At 70.1% G+C, this 18,817-nt stretch carries 19 protein-coding genes; 13 read left to right on the plus strand and 6 right to left on the minus strand.

The window, feature by feature from the left end; genetic code table 11:
- The first annotated feature begins 75 nt into the window (after window positions 1–75).
- The 7 genes from QSK25_RS00620 to QSK25_RS00650 all read left to right on the plus strand — a co-directional run bounded on the left by QSK25_RS00620 (window position 76) and on the right by QSK25_RS00650 (window position 6,670).
- Window positions 76–1,008 (plus strand): hypothetical protein, encoded by a 933-nt coding sequence (locus QSK25_RS00620; protein ID WP_285630814.1) that lies wholly within the window; start codon window positions 76–78, stop codon window positions 1,006–1,008.
- 10 nt (window positions 1,009–1,018) lie between these two features.
- Window positions 1,019–1,927, plus strand: a complete 909-nt coding sequence (locus tag QSK25_RS00625) for a LysR family transcriptional regulator (protein WP_285630817.1) — start codon at window positions 1,019–1,021, stop codon at window positions 1,925–1,927.
- A 115-nt stretch (window positions 1,928–2,042) separates the two neighbouring features.
- Window positions 2,043–3,191 (plus strand): CaiB/BaiF CoA transferase family protein, encoded by a 1,149-nt coding sequence (locus QSK25_RS00630; protein ID WP_285630820.1) that lies wholly within the window; start codon window positions 2,043–2,045, stop codon window positions 3,189–3,191.
- Window positions 3,188–3,931, plus strand: coding sequence for a crotonase/enoyl-CoA hydratase family protein (locus QSK25_RS00635; RefSeq protein WP_285630823.1), 744 nt, complete (start codon window positions 3,188–3,190; stop codon window positions 3,929–3,931). Before QSK25_RS00630 ends, QSK25_RS00635 begins: the two co-directional genes overlap by 4 nt.
- 3 nt (window positions 3,932–3,934) lie before the next feature.
- The gene (locus tag QSK25_RS00640; RefSeq protein ID WP_285630826.1) at window positions 3,935–4,654 is read left to right on the plus strand and encodes an acetoacetate decarboxylase; all 720 of its coding nucleotides are present in this window, start codon (window positions 3,935–3,937) and stop codon (window positions 4,652–4,654) included.
- Window positions 4,651–5,478, plus strand: coding sequence for a 3-hydroxyacyl-CoA dehydrogenase NAD-binding domain-containing protein (locus QSK25_RS00645; RefSeq protein ID WP_285630829.1), 828 nt, complete (start codon window positions 4,651–4,653; stop codon window positions 5,476–5,478). Before QSK25_RS00640 ends, QSK25_RS00645 begins: the two co-directional genes overlap by 4 nt.
- A gap of 1 nt (window position 5,479) precedes the next feature.
- Window positions 5,480–6,670, plus strand: a complete 1,191-nt coding sequence (locus tag QSK25_RS00650) for an acyl-CoA dehydrogenase family protein (RefSeq protein ID WP_285630832.1) — start codon at window positions 5,480–5,482, stop codon at window positions 6,668–6,670.
- On the opposite strand, the gene QSK25_RS00655 is transcribed toward QSK25_RS00650, so the two are convergent.
- Window positions 6,667–7,065, minus strand: coding sequence for a TOBE domain-containing protein (locus QSK25_RS00655; protein ID WP_285630834.1), 399 nt, complete (start codon window positions 7,063–7,065; stop codon window positions 6,667–6,669). The two genes, QSK25_RS00650 and QSK25_RS00655, sit on opposite strands and share 4 nt — an antisense overlap.
- 88 nt (window positions 7,066–7,153) lie before the next feature.
- On the opposite strand from QSK25_RS00655, the gene QSK25_RS00660 reads away from it, so the two are divergent.
- Complete coding sequence (locus QSK25_RS00660) at window positions 7,154–7,309, plus strand: hypothetical protein (protein WP_285630839.1); 156 nt, start codon at window positions 7,154–7,156, stop codon at window positions 7,307–7,309.
- A gap of 41 nt (window positions 7,310–7,350) precedes the next feature.
- Here QSK25_RS00660 and QSK25_RS00665 read toward each other — a convergent pair whose 3' ends face one another.
- Window positions 7,351–8,313, minus strand: a complete 963-nt coding sequence (locus QSK25_RS00665; protein WP_285632920.1) for an aldo/keto reductase — start codon at window positions 8,311–8,313, stop codon at window positions 7,351–7,353.
- Window positions 8,314–8,492: 179 nt separating this feature from the next.
- Between QSK25_RS00665 and QSK25_RS00670 the strand changes: the two genes are divergently transcribed.
- Window positions 8,493–9,389, plus strand: a complete 897-nt coding sequence (locus tag QSK25_RS00670) for a polyprenyl synthetase family protein (RefSeq protein ID WP_285630842.1) — start codon at window positions 8,493–8,495, stop codon at window positions 9,387–9,389.
- A 31-nt stretch (window positions 9,390–9,420) separates the two neighbouring features.
- Here QSK25_RS00670 and QSK25_RS00675 read toward each other — a convergent pair whose 3' ends face one another.
- A complete protein-coding gene (locus tag QSK25_RS00675; RefSeq protein ID WP_285630845.1) occupies window positions 9,421–10,323 on the minus strand; it encodes an NADP-dependent oxidoreductase in 903 nt (300 codons plus the stop codon).
- A 136-nt stretch (window positions 10,324–10,459) separates the two neighbouring features.
- On the opposite strand from QSK25_RS00675, the gene QSK25_RS00680 reads away from it, so the two are divergent.
- Together QSK25_RS00680 and icmF are read left to right on the plus strand one after the other, a co-directional pair.
- Window positions 10,460–11,716, plus strand: coding sequence for a helix-turn-helix transcriptional regulator (locus tag QSK25_RS00680; protein WP_285630850.1), 1,257 nt, complete (start codon window positions 10,460–10,462; stop codon window positions 11,714–11,716).
- A gap of 123 nt (window positions 11,717–11,839) precedes the next feature.
- The gene (gene icmF / locus QSK25_RS00685) at window positions 11,840–15,073 is read left to right on the plus strand and encodes a fused isobutyryl-CoA mutase/GTPase IcmF (protein ID WP_285630853.1); all 3,234 of its coding nucleotides are present in this window, start codon (window positions 11,840–11,842) and stop codon (window positions 15,071–15,073) included.
- On the opposite strand, the gene QSK25_RS00690 is transcribed toward icmF, so the two are convergent.
- Entirely contained in the window at window positions 15,070–15,750 is a 681-nt protein-coding gene (locus tag QSK25_RS00690; RefSeq protein WP_285630857.1) for an MOSC domain-containing protein, read from the minus strand. The genes icmF and QSK25_RS00690 overlap by 4 nt on opposite strands.
- Window position 15,751: 1 nt before the next feature.
- Window positions 15,752–16,186: a nuclear transport factor 2 family protein gene (locus QSK25_RS00695; protein WP_285630860.1), complete on the minus strand. Its 435-nt coding sequence runs from the start codon at window positions 16,184–16,186 to the stop codon at window positions 15,752–15,754.
- Between the two features lie 117 nt (window positions 16,187–16,303).
- On the opposite strand from QSK25_RS00695, the gene QSK25_RS00700 reads away from it, so the two are divergent.
- A complete protein-coding gene (locus QSK25_RS00700; protein WP_285630864.1) occupies window positions 16,304–16,804 on the plus strand; it encodes a CGNR zinc finger domain-containing protein in 501 nt (166 codons plus the stop codon).
- Window positions 16,805–16,915: 111 nt separating this feature from the next.
- The gene (locus tag QSK25_RS00705) at window positions 16,916–18,073 is read left to right on the plus strand and encodes a hypothetical protein (RefSeq protein ID WP_285630867.1); all 1,158 of its coding nucleotides are present in this window, start codon (window positions 16,916–16,918) and stop codon (window positions 18,071–18,073) included.
- On the opposite strand, the gene QSK25_RS00710 is transcribed toward QSK25_RS00705, so the two are convergent.
- A complete protein-coding gene (locus QSK25_RS00710; protein WP_285630871.1) occupies window positions 18,070–18,735 on the minus strand; it encodes a hypothetical protein in 666 nt (221 codons plus the stop codon). The genes QSK25_RS00705 and QSK25_RS00710 overlap by 4 nt on opposite strands.
- Window positions 18,736–18,817 lie beyond the last annotated feature (82 nt).

Below are 18,817 nucleotides of genomic sequence, written 5' to 3' on the forward strand. Positions count from 1 at the left end.
GACTACTCGAACCGGTGAACAAGTGGGGTCGGAAGTCGGTAGCCGCTGGCCGGCGCGGTGGCGAGGATCGGCAGGATGACGAGAATCCTGATCTCGCTGCTCCTCCTCGTGCTCACCCCGGCCACCGCCGACGCCGCCACCCCCTGCCCGCCGGTGATCACCGGCAACGGCCCGTCGCTGCACCCCGAAGGCGTCGCGTACGACCCGCTGCGCCGTCAGTTCCTCGTCGGCTCCGTCACGCACGGCACCGTGTCGAGGGTCGTCGGCGGCCAGGCCCGCACCCTCGTCGACGACCCGTGGCTGATCACCACGATGGGCCTCGCGGTCGATGCGAAGCGCGGCCGCGTGCTCGTCGCCAACGCCGACCTGGGGCTCGCCGACCGCAGCAGGCCGGAGACCACCAGGGCGTTCGCCGGGCTCGGCATCTACGACCTGCGCACCGGCAAGGCGCTGCACCGCGTCACGCTCGCCACCGGCCCCGGCCACTTCGCCAACGACGTCGCACTCGCCCCGGACGGCACGGCGTTCGTCACCGACTCCATCTCCGGCACGGTCCACCGGATCACGCCGAACGGCCACGCCACGCCCCTCGTCCAGCACCCCGGCCTCGCGCAGCCGCCGACCGGGGGCTGGGGCCTCAACGGCATCGTGCACGTCGGCGACCAGCTGGTCGTGGCTCTGTCGGGCGCCCGCAAGCTCGCGGTGATCCCGTTGGGCAACCCGCGCGACGTCACCACGATCACCGCCCCTGTCGGAGCGCCCGACGGGCTGCTCGCGCTGGGCCGCAACCGCTTGCTGCTCGTCGACAACACCGCCGCGAACCGGCTCGTCGAGGTGCGCACGCAGGATCGTTGGCAGACCGTGGAAATCGTCGAGGAGACCGTGTGGCCGGACAAGGCGCCGACCACCCTCGCGCAGACGCCGTGCGGCGTGTACGCGCTGGCAGGCAGGCTGGACGTGTTGCTCGCGGGAGGCCGCAGCGACGAGTTCGTACTCCGAAAGGCCTAGTCTGAGGCGTGTGGAACTGCTGCACCTTCGCTACTTCGTCGCGGTCGCCGAAGAACTCAACTTCTCGGCGGCCGCGAAGAAACTGCACATGGCCGCGTCGCCGTTGAGCCAGCGCATCAAGGACCTCGAACACGAGCTGGGACGCCCGCTGTTCGACCGCAGCACCCACCACGTGGCGCTGACGGCCGCCGGCACCGCTCTGCTGCCGATCGCGCGGGACGTGCTCGACCGGGTCGGCTCCATCCGGTGGCGCCTCGACCAGGCCGCGAAACCCGACCGCACCACCGTGTTCGTCGGCATGCCCGCGGGAGTCCACCCCGTGCTCAGGGAACGCCTCACCCTGCTCGCCGAGGGGGTCGCCGACCGGTTCGAGGTCAAGCGCTGGCCCGGCACCACCACGGACCTCGTCGCCGCGGTGAAGGACGGCAGGCTGGCGCTCACCCTGGCGAGGCTCCCGGTCCAGGAGGCCTCGCTCGACACCCTGCACGTCATGTCCGAACGGCTCGGCGCGGTCGTCCCCGCCGACCGGTTCCAGGGGAAGAAATCGGTCAAACTCGCCGATCTCACCGAAATGGCGTACGCGAAGTCGCCGGAAGAAATCATGCCCGCCTATTTCGAGGTCCTCGACCGGCAGTTGAACGAACTGGGCATCAAAAAGCGCATCCAGCTCAGCAACACCGGCTACCAGGGCACCTCGGAGATCGTCTCGAGCGGCCTCGGGTTCTCCGTGTCGATGCTGGACGAGGACAGCTCCATGCGCGGCTACCAGCTGGAGAACATGGCGATCCTGCCGTTCGAGGACTTCCGCGCCCAGCTCGACACCGGTCTGCTCTGGCGGCGCGACCGGGCGGCGGGCGGCGACCTCGACGACCTCGTCGAAGCGGCAAAAGAAATCTTCGCGGAGCCGATCGTCAAATAGGAAATGGTGTGACCGCTGTGGTCATGCCATTGTTCGCGACCTGATCGTTCCCTTTCCGTTCGGCCGGTACTAACTTCGGTGGTGCAGGAAACGAACAGGTGCGAAAGGACGAACGATGAAGGACATCACCGCCGGTCCGCTGGACGGCGTGCGGGTGATCGACCTCTCGACCGTGGTGATGGGCCCGTACGCGGCCCAGATCCTCGGAGACCTCGGCGCCGACGTGATCAAGATCGAGTCGCCTGTGGACACCGTCCGCAACGGCCGCTACCGCACCACGCCGGGCATGACGGCGTTGAGCCTCAACGTCAACCGCAACAAGCGCAGCGTCGCGTTGAACCTCAAGGACTCCGACGACCGCGAGACCGCGCTCAAGCTGATCGACACGGCCGACGTGCTGATCACCAACATGCGCCCGGGCGCGCTGAGCCGGCTCGGCCTCGACTACGCCGACGTCGCCGAGCGCAACCCCGGCCTCGTCTACGCCCATGCCCAGGGCTTTCGCGGTGACTCCGACCGCGCCGGCATCGCCGCCTACGACGAGACGATCCAGGGCGCGTCCGGCCTGGTCGACATCGCGAACCGCGCCATCGGCAGGCCCGTCTACCTGCCGACGATCCTCGGCGACAAGGTGTCGTCGCTGACCATCGCCTACAGCGTGCTCGCCGCGCTGGTGCACCGGAACAACACGGGTGAAGGCCAGCGGGTCGAGATTCCCATGGCCGACACGATGATCGCGTTCAACCTGGTCGAACACCTCGCCGGGCACGCGTTCGTACCGGCGGAGGGGCCGACGGGCTTCAACCTGTCGATGGCCAAGGGCCACCACGCCGTGCACACCAAGGACGGCCTCGCGTGCGTCGTCCCGTACAACCCGCAGAACTTCCGCGACTTCTTCGCCGCGGCTCAAAGGCCCGACCTGGTCGAGGACCCGCGCGTCGCCGGTGACCGCATCGACCCGAACGACAGCGACGACCTGATGGGGCTCGTGGACGAGTGCGCCGGCGCACTGTCCACAGAGGAATGGGCCGAGGTGTGCGCGAAGCACAGCATCCCGTTCGGACCGGTGCTGGAACTCGACAGGGCGCACGAGGACCCGTACGTCCGCGACGGCCACCTGCTCGACGAGGTGCAGCACCCGAGCGAGGGCGCGATCCGCTCGATCGGCATCCCGGTGAAGTTCTCCGCCACCCCCGCCACCGTCCGCCGCCTGGCCCCGCTGCCGGGCCAGGACACCGCAGAAGTCCTCAAGGAGTTGGCATGAGCGAGGTTCGCACCGAACGCGTCGGTTCGGCACTGCTGATCACGATCGACCGGCCCGAGGCCCGCAACGCCGTCAACGCGGCCGTCGCGGCGCGGCTCTCGGCCGCCCTGGACGAACTGGAGACCACCCCTGAACTCCGCGTCGGCGTGCTGACCGGCGCGGGTGGCTCGTTCAGCGCCGGCATGGACCTCAAGGCCGCGCTGAAGGGCGAGTCGCCGGTGGTCGGCGACCGCGGCCTCGGCGGGCTCACCGAGGCCGAGCTGAGCAAGCCGCTGATCGCCGCGGTCGAGGGCTTCGCGCTCGGCGGCGGGTTCGAGATGGCGCTGGCCTGCGACCTGATCGTCGCCGCGCAGGACGCGAGGTTCGGGTTGCCCGAGGTCAAGCGCGGCCTGATCGCCGCCGCCGGGGGAGTGGTCCGCCTGCCGCAACGGATCCCGCACCACCTCGCGATGGAGATCCTGCTGACCGGCGAGCCGATCGACGGCGTCCGCGCCGGCACGCTCGGCATCGCCAACCGGGTGGTGCCGGCCGGTGAGGCCGCCGCGATCGCACTCCAGCTCGCCGAGCAGATCGCGCGGAACGCCCCGCTGGCGCTCGCCGCCGTCAAGGAAGTCGTGCGCTCCCAGGACCCCTGGGCCGCACAACGCACCGCAAGCGCCCGCCTGATGACCACGGCCGACGTCCGCGAGGGCATGACCGCGTTCGCCGAGCGCCGCGCTCCACAATGGACAGGACGCTGAACCGTGCTGGGCATCACACCTCTCACCGCGCCGGCCTTTCCCGCCGTGCAGCCGAGGTTCTTCGACCGCGAGTACCTCAACATCGTCTACCGGACCGATCCCGATGCGCTGCGGGCCGTCGTCCCGCAGCCGTTGGAGATCGACGAGCCGCTCGTGCGGTTCGAGGTCATGAAGATGAACGACGTCACCGGCTACGGCCCGTACACCGAGGCCGGGCAGGCGGTCCAGGTCGTCTTCGACGGCGAACGCGGCGAGTACCTGCACGCGATGTACCTCGACAGCTTCGCCGCCACCGCGTCCGGCCGCGAGGTCAGCGCGTACCCGAAGGTCATGGCCTCCCCGACGCTCTACGCCGACAACGGCGCCCTGGTCGGAACCCTCGACTACGGCACGATCAGGGTCGCCACGGCCACGATGGGCTACAAGCAGTACGAACTGGACACTCGACAGGCTGAGGCCGAGATCACAGTTCCAACGTTCATGCTGAAGACGATCCCTGACTATGACGGTTCGCTGCGAGTGCAGGAGCTCGTGCGCACGGAGATCACCGACGTCGTGGTCAAGGCCGCGTACACCGGTCCGGCGCGCCTGCAGCTGTTCCAGCACGTCCTCGCGCCGCTCGCCGACCTCCCCGTGCTGGAGGTCGTGTCCGCCAGCCACGTCATCACCGACCTGACGCTCGCTCCCGCCAAGCCGGTCCACAACTACTTGGAGGAAGCGTGAAGACCGCAGTCATCGGTGCCGGGGTCATCGGCCTCTCGTGGGCCCGCTTGTTCGCCGAGCACGGCCACCCCGTGAAGGTGTTCGACCCCCGCCCGGACCTGGACGTCCCCGAGGGCGTCGAGGTCGCGCCGACCGTCGCCGACGCCGTGCGCGACGCCGACGTCGTGCAGGAGAACGGCCCGGAGGACCTGGAGTTCAAGAAGACCCTCTTCGCCGAACTCGTCCGCACAGCGCCGCGGCACGCGTTGCTGCTCAGCTCGTCGTCCGCGATCCCGTCGACCGCGTTCACGCGGGGCGTCGACGGCTCGCGCGTCCTCATCGGACACCCGTTCAACCCGCCGCACGTCCTCCCGCTGGTCGAGGTCGTGCCCGGCGAGCAGACCACCAAGGAGTCCGTCGGCCGGGCCGTCGAGTTCTACCGCGGACTCGGCCGCACGCCCGTCGTGGAACGCAAGGAGATCCCCGGCTTCGTCGGCAACCGACTGCAGGCCGCGCTCTCCCGCGAAGCCGCCTACCTGGTCGAACAGGGCGTGGTGACACCGCAGGACCTCGACACCGTCGTGACGAACTCGCTCGGCCTGCGCTGGGCGACCGTCGGCCCGTTCCTCGGCGCCCACCTCGGTGGCGGCCCCGGCGGCTACCGGCACCTCGCCCAGCACATCGGCAGGTCGATGCAGGGCCTCGAACTCGGCACCCCCGCACAAGATCCGGAACGGCTCATCAAGGCCGTGGAAGACGCTTACGGCTCCTCCACGTACTCGGACCTCGCCGAGACGCGCGACCGCAGGCAACTCGCCGTTCTGACGGCATTGGAGGAGAACTGACATGAACCGCCTCGAAGACCAGCTGACCGCCGACTTCTACAACTACGAGGCGTTGCTCGGCGACGAGGAGCGCAAGATCCTGCTGAACGCCCGCGAGTTCATGACCACCGAGATCAAGCCGCTGGTCAACGAGAACTGGGCCAAGGGCGAGTTCCCGCACGAGCTGATCGACAAGTTCCGCGGCGCCGGACTCACCGCCCTGTCCTACGAGGGCTACGGCGAGCACCCCGCCGCCGTCAGCAACCTCCTCACCGGCATGCTGGCCATGGAGATGACCCGCACCGACGCGTCGGTCGCCACGTTCTTCGGCGTCCACAACGGACTCGCGATGTACTCGATCTACGCGGGCGGCTCGCAGGAGCAGCGCGACCGCTGGCTCCCGGCGATGGCCGCGATGGACGAGATCGGCGCGTTCGCGATGACCGAACCGCTCGGCGGCTCCGACGTCGCGGGCGGCATGCGCACCACGGCTAAGCGCGACGGCGACACGTGGGTGTTGAACGGCGCCAAGAAGTGGATCGGCAACGCCACCTTCGCCGACCACGTGATCGTGTGGGCGCGCGACCTGGAGGACAACCAGGTCAAGGGTTTCGTGGTGGAGAAGGGCACGCCCGGCTTCGTCGCGGAGAAGATCGAGGGCAAGATCGCGTTCCGGATCGTCGAGAACGCCGAGATCACCCTGACCGACGTGCGCGTCCCGGAGACCGACCGCCTGCAGAACATCAACTCGTTCCGCGACGTCGCCGAGATCCTGCGCGCCACCCGCGGCGGCGTCGCCTGGCAGGCCCTCGGCGTGATGATCGGCGCCTACGAACTGGCCCTGGCCTACGCCAAGGAACGCGAGCAGTTCGGCCGCCCGATCGCGCGGTTCCAGATGGTGCAGGACAAGCTGGTGCAGTCGCTCGGCAACATCACCGCGTCGTGGGGCATGCTCGTGCAGCTCGCCCGTCTGCAGGACGCGGGCATCTTCCAGGACGAGCACTCGTCGCTCGCCAAGGCGTTCGTGACGTCTCGCATGCGCGAGGTCGTCGCCTGGGCGCGGGAGATCTTCGGCGGCAACGGGATCGTGCTCGACTACGACGTGGCGCGCTTCTTCGCCGACGCCGAGGCGATCTACTCGTTCGAGGGCACCCGCGAGATGAACACGCTGATCGTCGGCAAGGCGATCACCGGCGAAAGTGCTTTCGTCTAGGTCTCGGGGATCTCGACGACCACGTGGGTCGACTTGATCGAGGCCACCGCGACGCTGCCGACCTCCAGGCCGAGCTCGTCCGCAGACTCCCGGCTCATCAGGGACGTGATGCGGAAGGGCCCGGCCTGCATGTCGACCTGGGCCATCACCCCGTCCTTGACGACGCGCGTGACGATGCCCTTCATCCGGTTGCGGGCCGACGCGGCCACGGTCGCGCCCGGCTCGGCCACCTCGGTCATCTTCTGCGCGAACGCCGCGAGCTCGGTCCCGCTCACGCCCTTGCGTCCGTTGTCCAGGACCACGGACGCGAGACGGCCCTGGTCGATCCACCGGCGCAGGGTGTCGTCGCTCACCCCGAGAAGCGCGGCGGCCTCGCTGATCCGCAAGTTCGGCACGAAGCGAGCCTAGTCCGGCATTCGCCGGGAAGCCTTGCGGGTACGGTGCCAGGCGCAGGGAACTCTTCAATCCGACAGGTCGTGATGCATGAACGAGTTCAGGGACAACCTCCTCGCCCGCATCGAACAGGCGGAGGAGGCCACGCGTGTCGCGGTCGAGCAGAAGGACGCGTACGCGGCTGACGTGCACGGAGCCGATCTGGCGAACCTCCGGCGGCTCGCCGCGGAGCACGGGGTGAGCTGAGGGGCCGGGCACCCGGTGCCGCACCGGGTGCCCGAACTCGGTCAGTGTCCCGCGATGCCGCGCGGCCGGTACCCGGACTCCAGCAGCCGCACCTCGTCGTCGGTGAGTTCGAAGTCGACCGCCGCGATCGCGTCGTCCAGTTGTTCCCGCTTGGTCGCACCGAAGATCGGTGCCGTCACGACCGGGTTGCGCCGCAGCCACGCCAGCGCCACCTGCGCCCGCGACACCTCGCGGGCCGCCGCGATCTCCGCCACCGTGTCGACGATCTCGCGGTCGGAGTCGAGGTACAGCCGCTTGCCGAACTCGTCGGTGTCGGTGCGGGCGGTCGAGGCGTCCCAGTCGCGGACCAGCCTGCCGCGGGCGAGCGGGCTCCACGGGATCACGGCGATGCCCTGGTCCGCGCACAGCGGCAGCATCTCCCGCTCCTCCTCGCGGTAGACGAGGTTGTAGTGGTTCTGCATCGACACGAACCGCGTCCAGCCGTTCTGCCGTTGCGTGAACAACGCCTTCGCGAACTGCCACGCGTACATGGAGGACGCGCCGAGGTAGCGCGCCTTGCCGGACTTCACGACGTCGTGCAGCGCTTCGAGGGTCTCCTCCAGCGGCACGGCCGGGTCGAAGCGGTGGATCTGGTACAGGTCCACGTAGTCGGTGCCGAGCCGGCGCAGCGAGTTGTCGATCTCGGCGAAGATCGCCTTGCGGGACAGGCCCGCCCCGTTGCGGCCCTCGTGCATCCGGTTGTACACCTTGGTGGCGAGGACGATCTCGTCGCGCCGCGCGAAGTCCTTGAGCGCGCGGCCGGTGATCTCCTCGGAGGAGCCCGCCGAGTAGACGTTGGCGGTGTCGAAGAAGTTGATGCCGGCGTCGACCGCGGCCTTGATGAGCGGCCGGGACTCCTCCTCCGGCAACGACCACGGGTGGCCGCCGCGCTTCGGATCTCCGTAACTCATCATGCCGAGACAGATCTCGGACACGTCCATGCCGGCGAGCTTGGTGTACCGCACGGTCAGCCTCTCAAGGAAAACGACGATCACGGTCGGGTGATGGTGACGACAGCCCGTTCAACATCAACCTAGTCCCGCTCGCCGGAAGGTGCCTCTCTTCAACACGACAGTGGCGTTCGCGCCTGTTCGTCTGATCTGCGGGTTTAGCGTCGTTTTCCCGGGGTCTGAGAGGAAAGCGCATGACGAGCATCGACGTGGCCGCACCGCCGCAGGACGTGCAGGCCCGCACCCGTGCGGCGGTCGGTCCGCTGGTGCGGGCGGCCCTCGACGAACTGCCGGGCGAGACGCGCGAGGTGGTCGAGCACGGCCTGGCGGGCCAGGACTTCTCGACGGCCGCGCTGGTGCTGCTGTCCGCGGCGGCGTTCGGGGACGACGACGTGTCGCTGATCGCGGTGGCGCTGGAGTTCGCGCATCTGCACGAACAGCTGCACGCCGGGTTGATGGGCCGCACGGGCGCGCGCGAGGTGTTCGGTGCCGATCGGACGGTCTCGGCCGCGGACGCCTTGCTGTCGCTGGCCTGCGCTCGTCTCACCAAGCCCGGCGTGATGATCCTCAACGTCGCGCTGATGTCCGTTGTGGACGGCTATGTCCAGGAGATCGGCATGGCCGAGGACGACGACACGGACATGGCGCAGCACCTCGGTGTCGCGGCGGCGAAGCACAGCTCGCTCCCGGCGGCGGCGTGCGAACTCGGTGCCCTGGCGGCCGGGGCGACGGCGAGCCAGGCGGCGCACCTGAGGCAGTTCGGCGACGACCTCGGCCTGGCGCGCAAGCACGTCGACGACGTGCGGGGCATCCACGACGCCCTGGCCGCCGGCCGCCGCACGCTGCCGGTCGTGGTGGCGGTCAACGCGGGCGTCGAGGTCGACGGGCCCGACTCGCACCCGGCCGTCGTGGCGGCGGGCGGGGTGCGGTGGTGCGAGCAGCAGGCCGAGCTGCTGCTCGCGCGAGGGGTGAACCACCTGCGGCAGTGCAACCCGAGGGCGGAGGCGGCGGAGGAGCTGGTGCGCCTGGCGAGGAGGGTGACGACGGACCGGTTCGTCGCCGTCGTGCCCTCCCAGCCGACCGTCACCTGACCTACCGCGGTGCCCGGTCGCCCCTGAACCGTCACTCCGCGGCGCGGAGCACCACCTTGCCCTGCACGTGCCCGGTCTCGACCAGTTCCTGCGCCTTGGCCGCGTCGGCCAGTGGCAGGCTCGCCGCGATCCGCACGCGGAGCTCGCCGTCGGCGGCCTGCCGCGCGTACTCACCCAGCCTGGCTCCGAACGGCGCGCCGCCGCCGGTGAACACGACGCCCAGGTCGGCGGCCGCGGGGTCGGCGATGGTGACGATCCGGTCGGTGCCGCCGCGCAGTTCGATCGACACCGGCAGGTCGCCCTGCCCGGCCGCGTCGTAGACGGCGTCGACCCCGTGCGGAGCGGCCGCGCGGACCCGGTCGCCCAGCCCCTCGCCGTACGCGACCGGCGTGGCGCCGAGCGAGCGCAGGTAGTCGTGGTTGGCGGGCGACGCCGTGCCGATGACCGTGGCGCCCCGGGCGACCGCGAGCTGCACGCCGACCGCGCCGACGACCCCCGCCGCGCCGTGGATCAGCACGGTGTCACCGTCCTCGACGCCCAGCAGGTCCAGCACGCGGACCGAGGTCTCGACGGCGGTGGGCAGCGCGGCGGCGGTGTCCCAGTCGAGGCCCGCCGGCTTGAGCGCGAAGTCGGTGGCCAGCGCGTACTCGGCGTACCCCGCGGTGACCCAGCCGAGGACCTCGTCGCCCGCCTTCACCCCGGTGACGCCCTCGCCCACCTCGTCCACGATCCCGGCCGCCTCCAGCCCCGGGATCACGGGGAACGGGGGAGTCATCTGCGGGAACCAGCCGTTGCGGATCTTGTGGTCGAGCGGGTTGACCGCCGCCGCGACGACCTTCAGCCGCACCTGACCGGGACCGGCGTGCGGTTCCGGCGCCTCACCCAGGTTCAGCACCTCGGGTCCGCCGTGCGTGGTGTAGGTGATCGCCTTCATCGTGAACTCCCCGTGCCGTTTTGGTTGACATGTCAACCCTAGCGACGGCGCGAGGGTGCCTGCCCCCGCACTTCGGCTAGTTCGCCCTGGTCGAAAGACCAGCCGACCATCCGTTCGTGCGGGCTACGCTCGGTGCATGGACCTGAGGACCGCCGCCACGCTGATCCAGGCGCCGCTGAGCGAGACGCTGCCGCAGATCTCCGCGGCGCTGGCGGAGGCCATCCCGCACCGGGCGATCGCGGAGCTGTCCAACTGCTCGTTCGCGCCGTTCAAGTTCCGCGGCGAGGTGCCGGGCCCGGCCGTCACGATCACCGACCTCGCCGCGCTGCGCTCGCACGTGCCGGCGCAGGGGACCTGGCAGGGCCGTGCGCTCCTGGGTGGCGCCGAGGTGCCGGTGGTGGTCCTGATCAGCGTCGTCACCGAACCCCGGGCGATGCTCGTGCTGCTGCGCGACGACGACACCCCGGTGCCCGCCGAGGTCCTCGCGCCCGCCGGTGCGTTGTGGGACGTCGTGACCGCGCACATGGAGGGCCTGCGCAACGAGGCCGTGCCCGCCACTCTCGCCGTGTCCCGCGCCGCAGCAGCGGCGCGCGCCGTGGCCATCTCCGACCTCGGCGACGTGCACGGCGCCGCGCTGGCGTCGTTGCTCGGCGTGCTGCGCGACCGCGACGTGGAGGACTCGGTCGCCCGTTCCCGTGCCGTGGACCTGGCGGTGACCGCGCTGGTCGAACTGCGGGCGCGCGCCGACCTCGACCGCGCGCAGGTCGAGGAACGCGCCGGTGACGCGTTCGAGCGCCTCGCCGAGTCGTTGCGCCGCGTGCTGCGCGGCCGGGAGGTGCGCCTCGACCTGGGCCTGCCGGGAGCGGAGGAGGGCGCGGACCGGATCGTGCCGTCCGAGATCACCTCGACGGCCGCCGCCGTGGTCCGCTCGTCCGTGCACGCGATGCTCGACGACCAGGGCGGGGTGAGCCGCGTCCACATCGGCTGGAAGGTCGTCGGGGCGGTGCTGCGCGCGACCGTGCGCGACGACGGCCCCGGCACCCTGTCGTGCGGCAGCCTCGACCGGCGCCGCGTCCCGGAACGGCTCGGGCCGCTCGGCGGCAGGGTCGAGGTCGACGCCGTCCCCGGCTGGGGCGCGACCGTGACGATCGAGGTCCCGCTCGGCCCGCCGGAGACGCCGCGCGAAGACCCGCTGACCGTGCTCGGCGCACGGGAGTTGGAGGTGCTCGGGCAGGTGGCGCGGGGCAGGCGCAACCGGGACATCGCCGGTGACCTGCACATCAGCGAGTCCACGGTGAAGTTCCACGTCGCCAAGATCCTGGAGAAGCTCGGCGTGGGGTCGCGCGGCGAGGCGGCCGCGCTCGCCCACGAGTGGGGCGCGGCGGCGCGCTAGCTGCGCTGAGCGCTCCGCGAGCGAACCTGTGGCCGGTGGCGCGACGATGGTGTTTCGGGCTCGATACAGAGACCTGGACCACGCTCGGTTGCACGTCCAATAGTAGGAAGTCAAACTATTCTCATGACGATGCCGTCCTCTGGGCCGCCCTCCGTGCCCGCGTTGCACAAGCCGGTGAACCCGGTGCGCTTCGTGACCGCGTCCAGCCTGTTCGACGGCCACGACGCGGCCATCAACATCATGCGGCGGATCCTGCAGTCGCAGGGCGCGGAGGTCATCCACCTCGGCCACAACCGGTCGGTGGCGGAGGTCGTCACCGCGGCGATCCAGGAGGACGCGCAGGGCATCGCCATCAGCGCGTACCAGGGCGGGCACGTCGAGTACTTCTCCTACCTGGTCGAACTGCTCAACGAGCGCGGCGCCGGGCACATCCGCGTCTACGGCGGCGGTGGCGGCGTGATCGTCCCCGAGGAGATCGAGCTGCTGCACTCGCGCGGCGTCGCGCGGATCTTCTCGCCGCAGGACGGGCAGACCATGGGGCTCGCCCGCATGATCAACCTGATGATCGAGGAGTGCGACCACGCGCTCACCGCGCCGTTCAGCCACGACGCGCTGCTGACGGGAGCCGACGAGGCCCTGGCGCGCGCGATCACGCACATCGAGGCCGGTACCGCGGAGCCGCTGGAGACCACGCGCAAGGTGCCGGTGCTCGGCATCACGGGCACCGGTGGTTCGGGCAAGTCGTCGCTGACCGACGAGCTCGTGCGCCGGTTCCGGCTGGACCAGCAGGACAAGCTGCGCATCGCCGTGCTCGCCGTCGACCCGACGCGCCGCCGTGGTGGTGGCGCGCTCCTCGGCGACCGCATCCGGATGAACTGCCTCGACGGCGACCACGTGTTCTTCCGTTCGCTGGCCACGCGCCGTGCGGGCAGCGAGATCCCGGACGGCCTGGAGCAGGCCATCGTGGCGTGCAAGGCTTCCGGCGCGGACCTGGTCATCGTCGAGACGCCCGGTATCGGTCAGGGTGACGCGGCCATCGTGCCGTTCGTGGACTTCTCGCTGTACGTGATGACGCCGGAGTTCGGTGCCGCGTCCCAGCTCGAGAAGATCGACATGCTCGACTACGCCGACGCCGTGGCCATCAACAAGTTCGAACGCCGCGGTGCCGAGGACGCACGTCGTGACGTCGCGCGTCAGATGGTGCGCAACCGTGAGGCGTTCGGCGTGAAGTGGGAGGACATGCCGGTCTACGGCACGTCCGCGGCGACGTTCAACGACGACGGCGTGACGGCGCTGTACCAGTTCCTGCGCGACGGCCTGGTGTCGCACGGTCTTGCCGTGGAGGAGGGCACTCTGGTGCCCGTGTCCGGCAAGACGTCGACTTCGGCGTCCACGGTCGTGCCGGCGTCGCGCGCGCGTTACCTCTCGGACATCGCCGACACCGTGCGCGGCTATCACCGCAAGACCGACGAGCAGGTCCTCGCCGTTCGCACGCACACGCAGCTTTCCGCCGCGCAGAAGGCGTTGGAGGCCGCGGGCAAGAGCGTCGAGGACATCGCCGAGCTGGCGGCCGACGCCGAACGCAAGGTGGACCGTTCTTCTGTCGAACTGCTGACGGCGTGGCCGGCGACGGTCGAGCAGTACTCCGGCGACGAGCTCGTGTTCAAGGTGCGGGACAAGGAGATCCGCACGTCGCTGACGCGCGAGACGTTGTCCGGCAACCAGGTCCGCCGCGTCAGCCTGCCGCGCTACGACGACGAGGGCTCGTTGCTGCGGTTCCTGCGCAAGGAGAACCTCCCGGGCTTCTTCCCGTACACCGCGGGCGTTTTCCCGTTCAAGCGCGAGGGCGAGGACCCGGCGCGCATGTTCGCGGGTGAGGGCGACGCCTTCCGCACCAACCGCCGCTTCAAGTACCTGTCCAAGGGCAACCCGGCCACCCGCCTGTCGACGGCGTTCGACTCGGTCACGCTCTACGGCCGCGACCCCGACACCCCGCCGGACGTCTACGGCAAGATCGGCACGTCCGGCGTCTCGATCGCCTCGCTGGACGACATGAAAGCGCTCTACGACGGCTTCGACCTGGTGGCGCCCACGACGTCGGTGTCGATGACGATCAACGGCCCGGCGCCGACGATCCTCGCGTACTTCCTGAACACCGTGATCGACCAGCAGGTGTCCGCCTTCGTCGAGAAGGAGGGCCGCGAGCCGTCGGCGGAGGAGCACGCGAAGATCAAGGCGTTCGCGCTGGCCAACGTGCGCGGCACCGTGCAGGCCGACATCCTCAAGGAGGACCAGGGCCAGAACACCTGCATCTTCTCCACGGAGTTCTCGCTGCGCATGATGGCGGACATCCAGGAGTGGTTCATCCAGCAGCAGGTGCGCAACTTCTACTCGGTGTCGATCTCGGGCTACCACATCGCCGAGGCCGGGGCGAACCCCATCAGCCAGCTCGCCTTCACGTTGGCCAACGGCTTCACCTACGTCGAGTCGTACCTCGCGCGCGGCATGAACATCGACGACTTCGCGCCGAACCTGTCCTTCTTCTTCTCCAACGGCATGGACGCCGAGTACAGCGTCATCGGCCGGGTCGCCCGCCGCATCTGGGCCGTGGCCATGCGCGACCGCTACGGTGCCGCGGAGCGTTCGCAGAAGTTCAAGTACCACGTGCAGACCTCGGGCCGTTCGCTGCACGCGCAGGAGATGGACTTCAACGACATCCGCACGACGTTGCAGGCTCTCTGCGCGCTGTACGACAACTGCAACTCCCTGCACACCAACGCTTACGACGAGGCGATCACCACGCCGACGGAGTCGTCCGTCCGCCGCGCGATGGCCATCCAGATGATCATCAACAAGGAGTGGGGCCTCTCCGCCAACGAGAACCCGCTGCAGGGCTCGTTCGTCATCGACGAACTCACCGACCTCGTCGAAGAGGCCGTCCTGATGGAGTTCGACCGCATCTCCGAGCGAGGCGGCGTCCTCGGCGCGATGGAGACCGGCTACCAGCGCGGCCGCATCCAGGACGAGTCGATGCTCTACGAACAGCGCAAGCACGACGGCTCGCTGCCGTTGATCGGCGTCAACACCTTCCTGCCCGAGGACGGCACGCGCGAGGTCGTGAAGATCGAGCTCGCCCGCGCCACCGAGGAGGAGAAGGAGTCGCAGGTCGACCGCACGCGTGCGTACCAGGCAGCGCACCGCGACGAGGCCCAGAAGGCGCTCGCGCGGCTGCGGGAGGTGGCGCAGACGAACGAGAACGTGTTCGCGGTGCTGATGGACGCGGCGCGGGTGTGCACGCTCGGCCAGATCACCGAGGCGTTCTTCGAGGTGGGCGGGCAGTACCGCCGCAACATCTAGACGGCGTAGGGCCGGCCGACGATCCACCCGCCGACGTGCGCGGGCAGTTCGTCGGTCGGCACCACCTCGACGGGATCGCCGACGTTCACCACCCCGGACCGGACCACCCAGCTGTCGAGGCACAGCACCCCGCCGAACTCGTGCCGGATCCGCCGGTGCACGTCCAGGTCCTGCGCCCCGGTGTCGGGATCGATCGTCGTCACCACGCACCGCGCCCGCTTCTGGTACATCCCGATCACCACGTCGCCGACCACCAGCGCGTGTCCGGGCCACGTGTCCTCGACCCCGGCCTCCACCCCGCCGATCAGGATGTTGGGGCGCAGCCGCCGCACGTCGACACCGGCGGCGGCGACCTGTCCGTCGGTCGCCACCAGCACGTTCAGCACGTCGAAGCGTTCCGGCCCGTCATAGCGCGTCAGCCGTCCGCCGAACGGCAGCACGCGCTCGTGCGCCTGCCAGCTGTCCCACGGGTGCCCGTCCACCAACGGCCCGTCAGGCCCGGTGGTGGCGGGAATCGTGAGCAGTCCGTACCGCGTGCGTCCCGTCAGCACGCCGCGCGGTCCCTGCACGTGCACGAGCCGGTCGCCCTCGACGCCGTCGGACGTGAACCGCGCCTGCTCCAGGGGCTCGCCGCCGAGCGATTTCACCGGGTAGCGCCACAGCGCCTCGACGTGCACGTCACTCCGCCGGGATCTCGTCGGTGGACGACGGGTCGACGCGGCGTTCCGACTCCGCGATCCGCACGTCGTTGATGCTCGCCTCGCGCCGCGCCATCAGGCCCGACTCGGCGAACTCCCAGTTCTCGTTGCCGTAGCTGCGCCACCACTGGCCTTCGTCGTCGTGCCACTCGTACTGGAAGCGCACGGCGATGCGGTTGTCGCTGAACGCCCACAGCGACTTGCGCAGCACGTACTCGTGCTCGCGCTCCCACTTCGCGGTCAGGAACGCCACGATCTCGTCGGTGCCGCGGACGAACTGGGACCTGTTGCGCCACACCGAGTCCGGCGTGTACGCGCCGGCGACGCGCACCGGGTCCTTGGTGTTCCAGGCGTCCTGGGCGGCCTGCACCTTCAGCCGGGCGGTCTCGGCGGTGAACGGGGGCACGAGTTTCACGACGGTCCTTCCAACGGTTGGGCGACGTTGTAAACGTTAGAACGAAGACCTAACGGATGCAAGCCTGTGTTACCGTTAGACGTGCTGACGCCCGACGAGCCCCGTCCGGTCCTGTTGATGAACACCATCTGGGCCAACCGGTCGCACCTCCACGACGACCTGACGACTGTCGGTGGGCTTCGCGAGTTCCTCGGCGTGCCCGCCGACGAGGCCGACCTGGAGGCGTTCCTCGAGCTGCGGCAGGCCTTGCGCGACCTCGCCGCGACGCTCACGCAGGACACCCGCGAGATCGCGCAGGGCCGCGACCTCGCCCGCGCGGTGCTCGCGGTCAACCGGGCGGCGCGCAGCGCGAAGCACTGGCCCCAGCTGACCGTGCGCGACGGAGAGTTGGTGCGGCACAACGAAAGCGAGGGCTCACTCGCGGATCGCGAACGGGCCGCGATCGCCGCCGAGGCCGTCGAACTGTTCACCGGCGAGGACCGGCTGCTGGTGCGCGCCTGCCACGCCCCGGGCTGCGTGCTGTACTTCGTGAAGGACCACCCGCGCCGCGAGTGGTGCTCGCCCTCGTGCGGCAACCGGGTCCGCGCGGCCCGCCACTACCGGCGCAACCGGGGGTGAATTCCCTGGTCCGAACGGGTTTTCCTGATCAGCGGGGGTAAACATGAGCCGCGCCGGTTCCGATTAAACGGACAACAGTTGGGCGCGTTTTGTGTGTGGTGGTGATCCGCGATGTCCCGAGAATCCGTGCCAGGTCACGACATCAGCTATCACCTCGTCTGCTTCGACGAGACCGGCAACGAGCGGGGGCGCGACAGCGCGGACGTGCTGTACGACGCCCGCCGAGGCGTCACCGACGTCTTCTTCTTCATACACGGGTGGAACGGCGACGTGCCGGCCGCCCGCCACCAGTACGGGCAGTGGGTCAGAACCATGGCGGACTGCCGCGCCGAACGTGAAGCGGCACATCGGCTTCCGGGCGGCTTCAAGGCGTTGCTCGTCGGGCTCCACTGGCCGTCGAAGGCGTGGGGCGACGAGGACGTGCGGTCGGACGAGTTCATCAAGGCCCAGGCGAACCGCCTCGGCGGAGGCGCCGGCCGCACGGCCGCGGTGCGCACGATCGTCGAGGCCGCGCGGCAGCACCCCGGCTGGATGTCGGCCGCGGTCAAGCAGGCCTACGACTACCTGGAGAGCTCGGTGCCCGACCTGCCGGGCGAGGACGGCATGGTGTTCGACGCCGAGCAGCTCTACCGCGCGTGCCTCGAGGACCCGGCGCTGGGCGGCATCCTGTCGCCGTTGCGGATCCTGACGTTCTGGAAGATGAAGCGGCGCGCCAAGGTCTTCGGCGAGAGCGGCGCCGCGCGCATCGCCCGCGACGTCGCGCAGGCCGCCCCGCAAGCCCGCATCCACCTGATGGGCCACAGCTTCGGCTGCATCACCGCCACCGCGATGGCGAACGTCGTGCCCGCCGCGACGCTCACGCTCGTGCAGGGCGCGATGTCGCTGTGGTCGTTCGCGGAACGGCTGCCCGGCGAACCGGGCTCCGGCTACTTCCGCGGCGTGCTCGCCCGCGTGCCGGGCCCGATCATCGTCACCACGTCGTCGAACGACTACGCCATCGGCAGGTTCTACCCGCTGGCCGCGCGTTCGGGCCGCCAGGTCGACCTCGACTCGTACCCGAAGTACGGCGGCATCGGCTCCCACGGCGTGCAGGGCACGTACGCGCACGGCCACAACATCGGCGCGCCCGGCGAGCTGTCGCGTGGGCAGGTGCACAACGTCGACTGCACGTCCGTGATCCGCCGCATCGACGGGATCGCGGGCGCCCACAACGACATCTGCCACCCGGAACTCGCGCGACTGCTCTGGAAGGCGGTGCTGGTCCGCTAGACCGTCGTGGACGGTGACCCGCCGAGCCGCAGCACCACCTGCGGCACCAGCGTGTTGCCCAGCGACGGCCGCAGATCCGCGCGCAACGCCGCCAGGCCCGCCGGGTCGAGCGCGGGGGAGACGGCGAACCCGACCGTCGCCGCCGTCAGCACGACCCGCTGCATCGCCTGCCCCGCGCGGATCTCCGCCGCCGCGCCCTGGTTGAACGTGCAGAGCACCAGCTCCGTCGAGCTCTGCACGTGCAGCCAGGCCCGCTCGACCTCGGCGGCCCGCGACAGCAGCCCGCGCCACGAGGCCAGTTCGGGGAACGCCGTCCACGTGCGACGGCCCGCGCGCAGGGCGTGCAGCAACGCCACCACGTCCGGCCCCGCCTCCTGGTACCCGCCGAGCCGGATGGCCGCGGCCGCGTCGTTCGCGCTCGGCCCCGGCAGCAGCGTCACGAGTGGACGGATGCCGTGCCCCTGCAACGCCAGCCGGGCGTTGAGCAGCGCGACCCCGCAGCCGAGCCGCGTCTCCCTGCCGTGCGGGACGGCGGTGTGCAGCTCGATCTGCTCCGGGCGCACCTCGAAGCGGACACCGGACACCGAGGCCCTGGCGAGTGCGAGGACGTTGCGCACGTCCTCGCCCGCGAGCCCGAGCGAGCCGGGCACAGCGATCGTCATGGTCATACTCTCCGGCCGCTTCCGCGGGTCAGCCACGGTCGAAGGTCCTCACTTCCCAGGGCCTGTTTCAGGCAATCGTTCG

The sequence above is a fragment of the Lentzea sp. NBRC 102530 genome, from assembly GCF_030269365.1.
Lineage (GTDB): Bacteria > Actinomycetota > Actinomycetes > Mycobacteriales > Pseudonocardiaceae > Lentzea.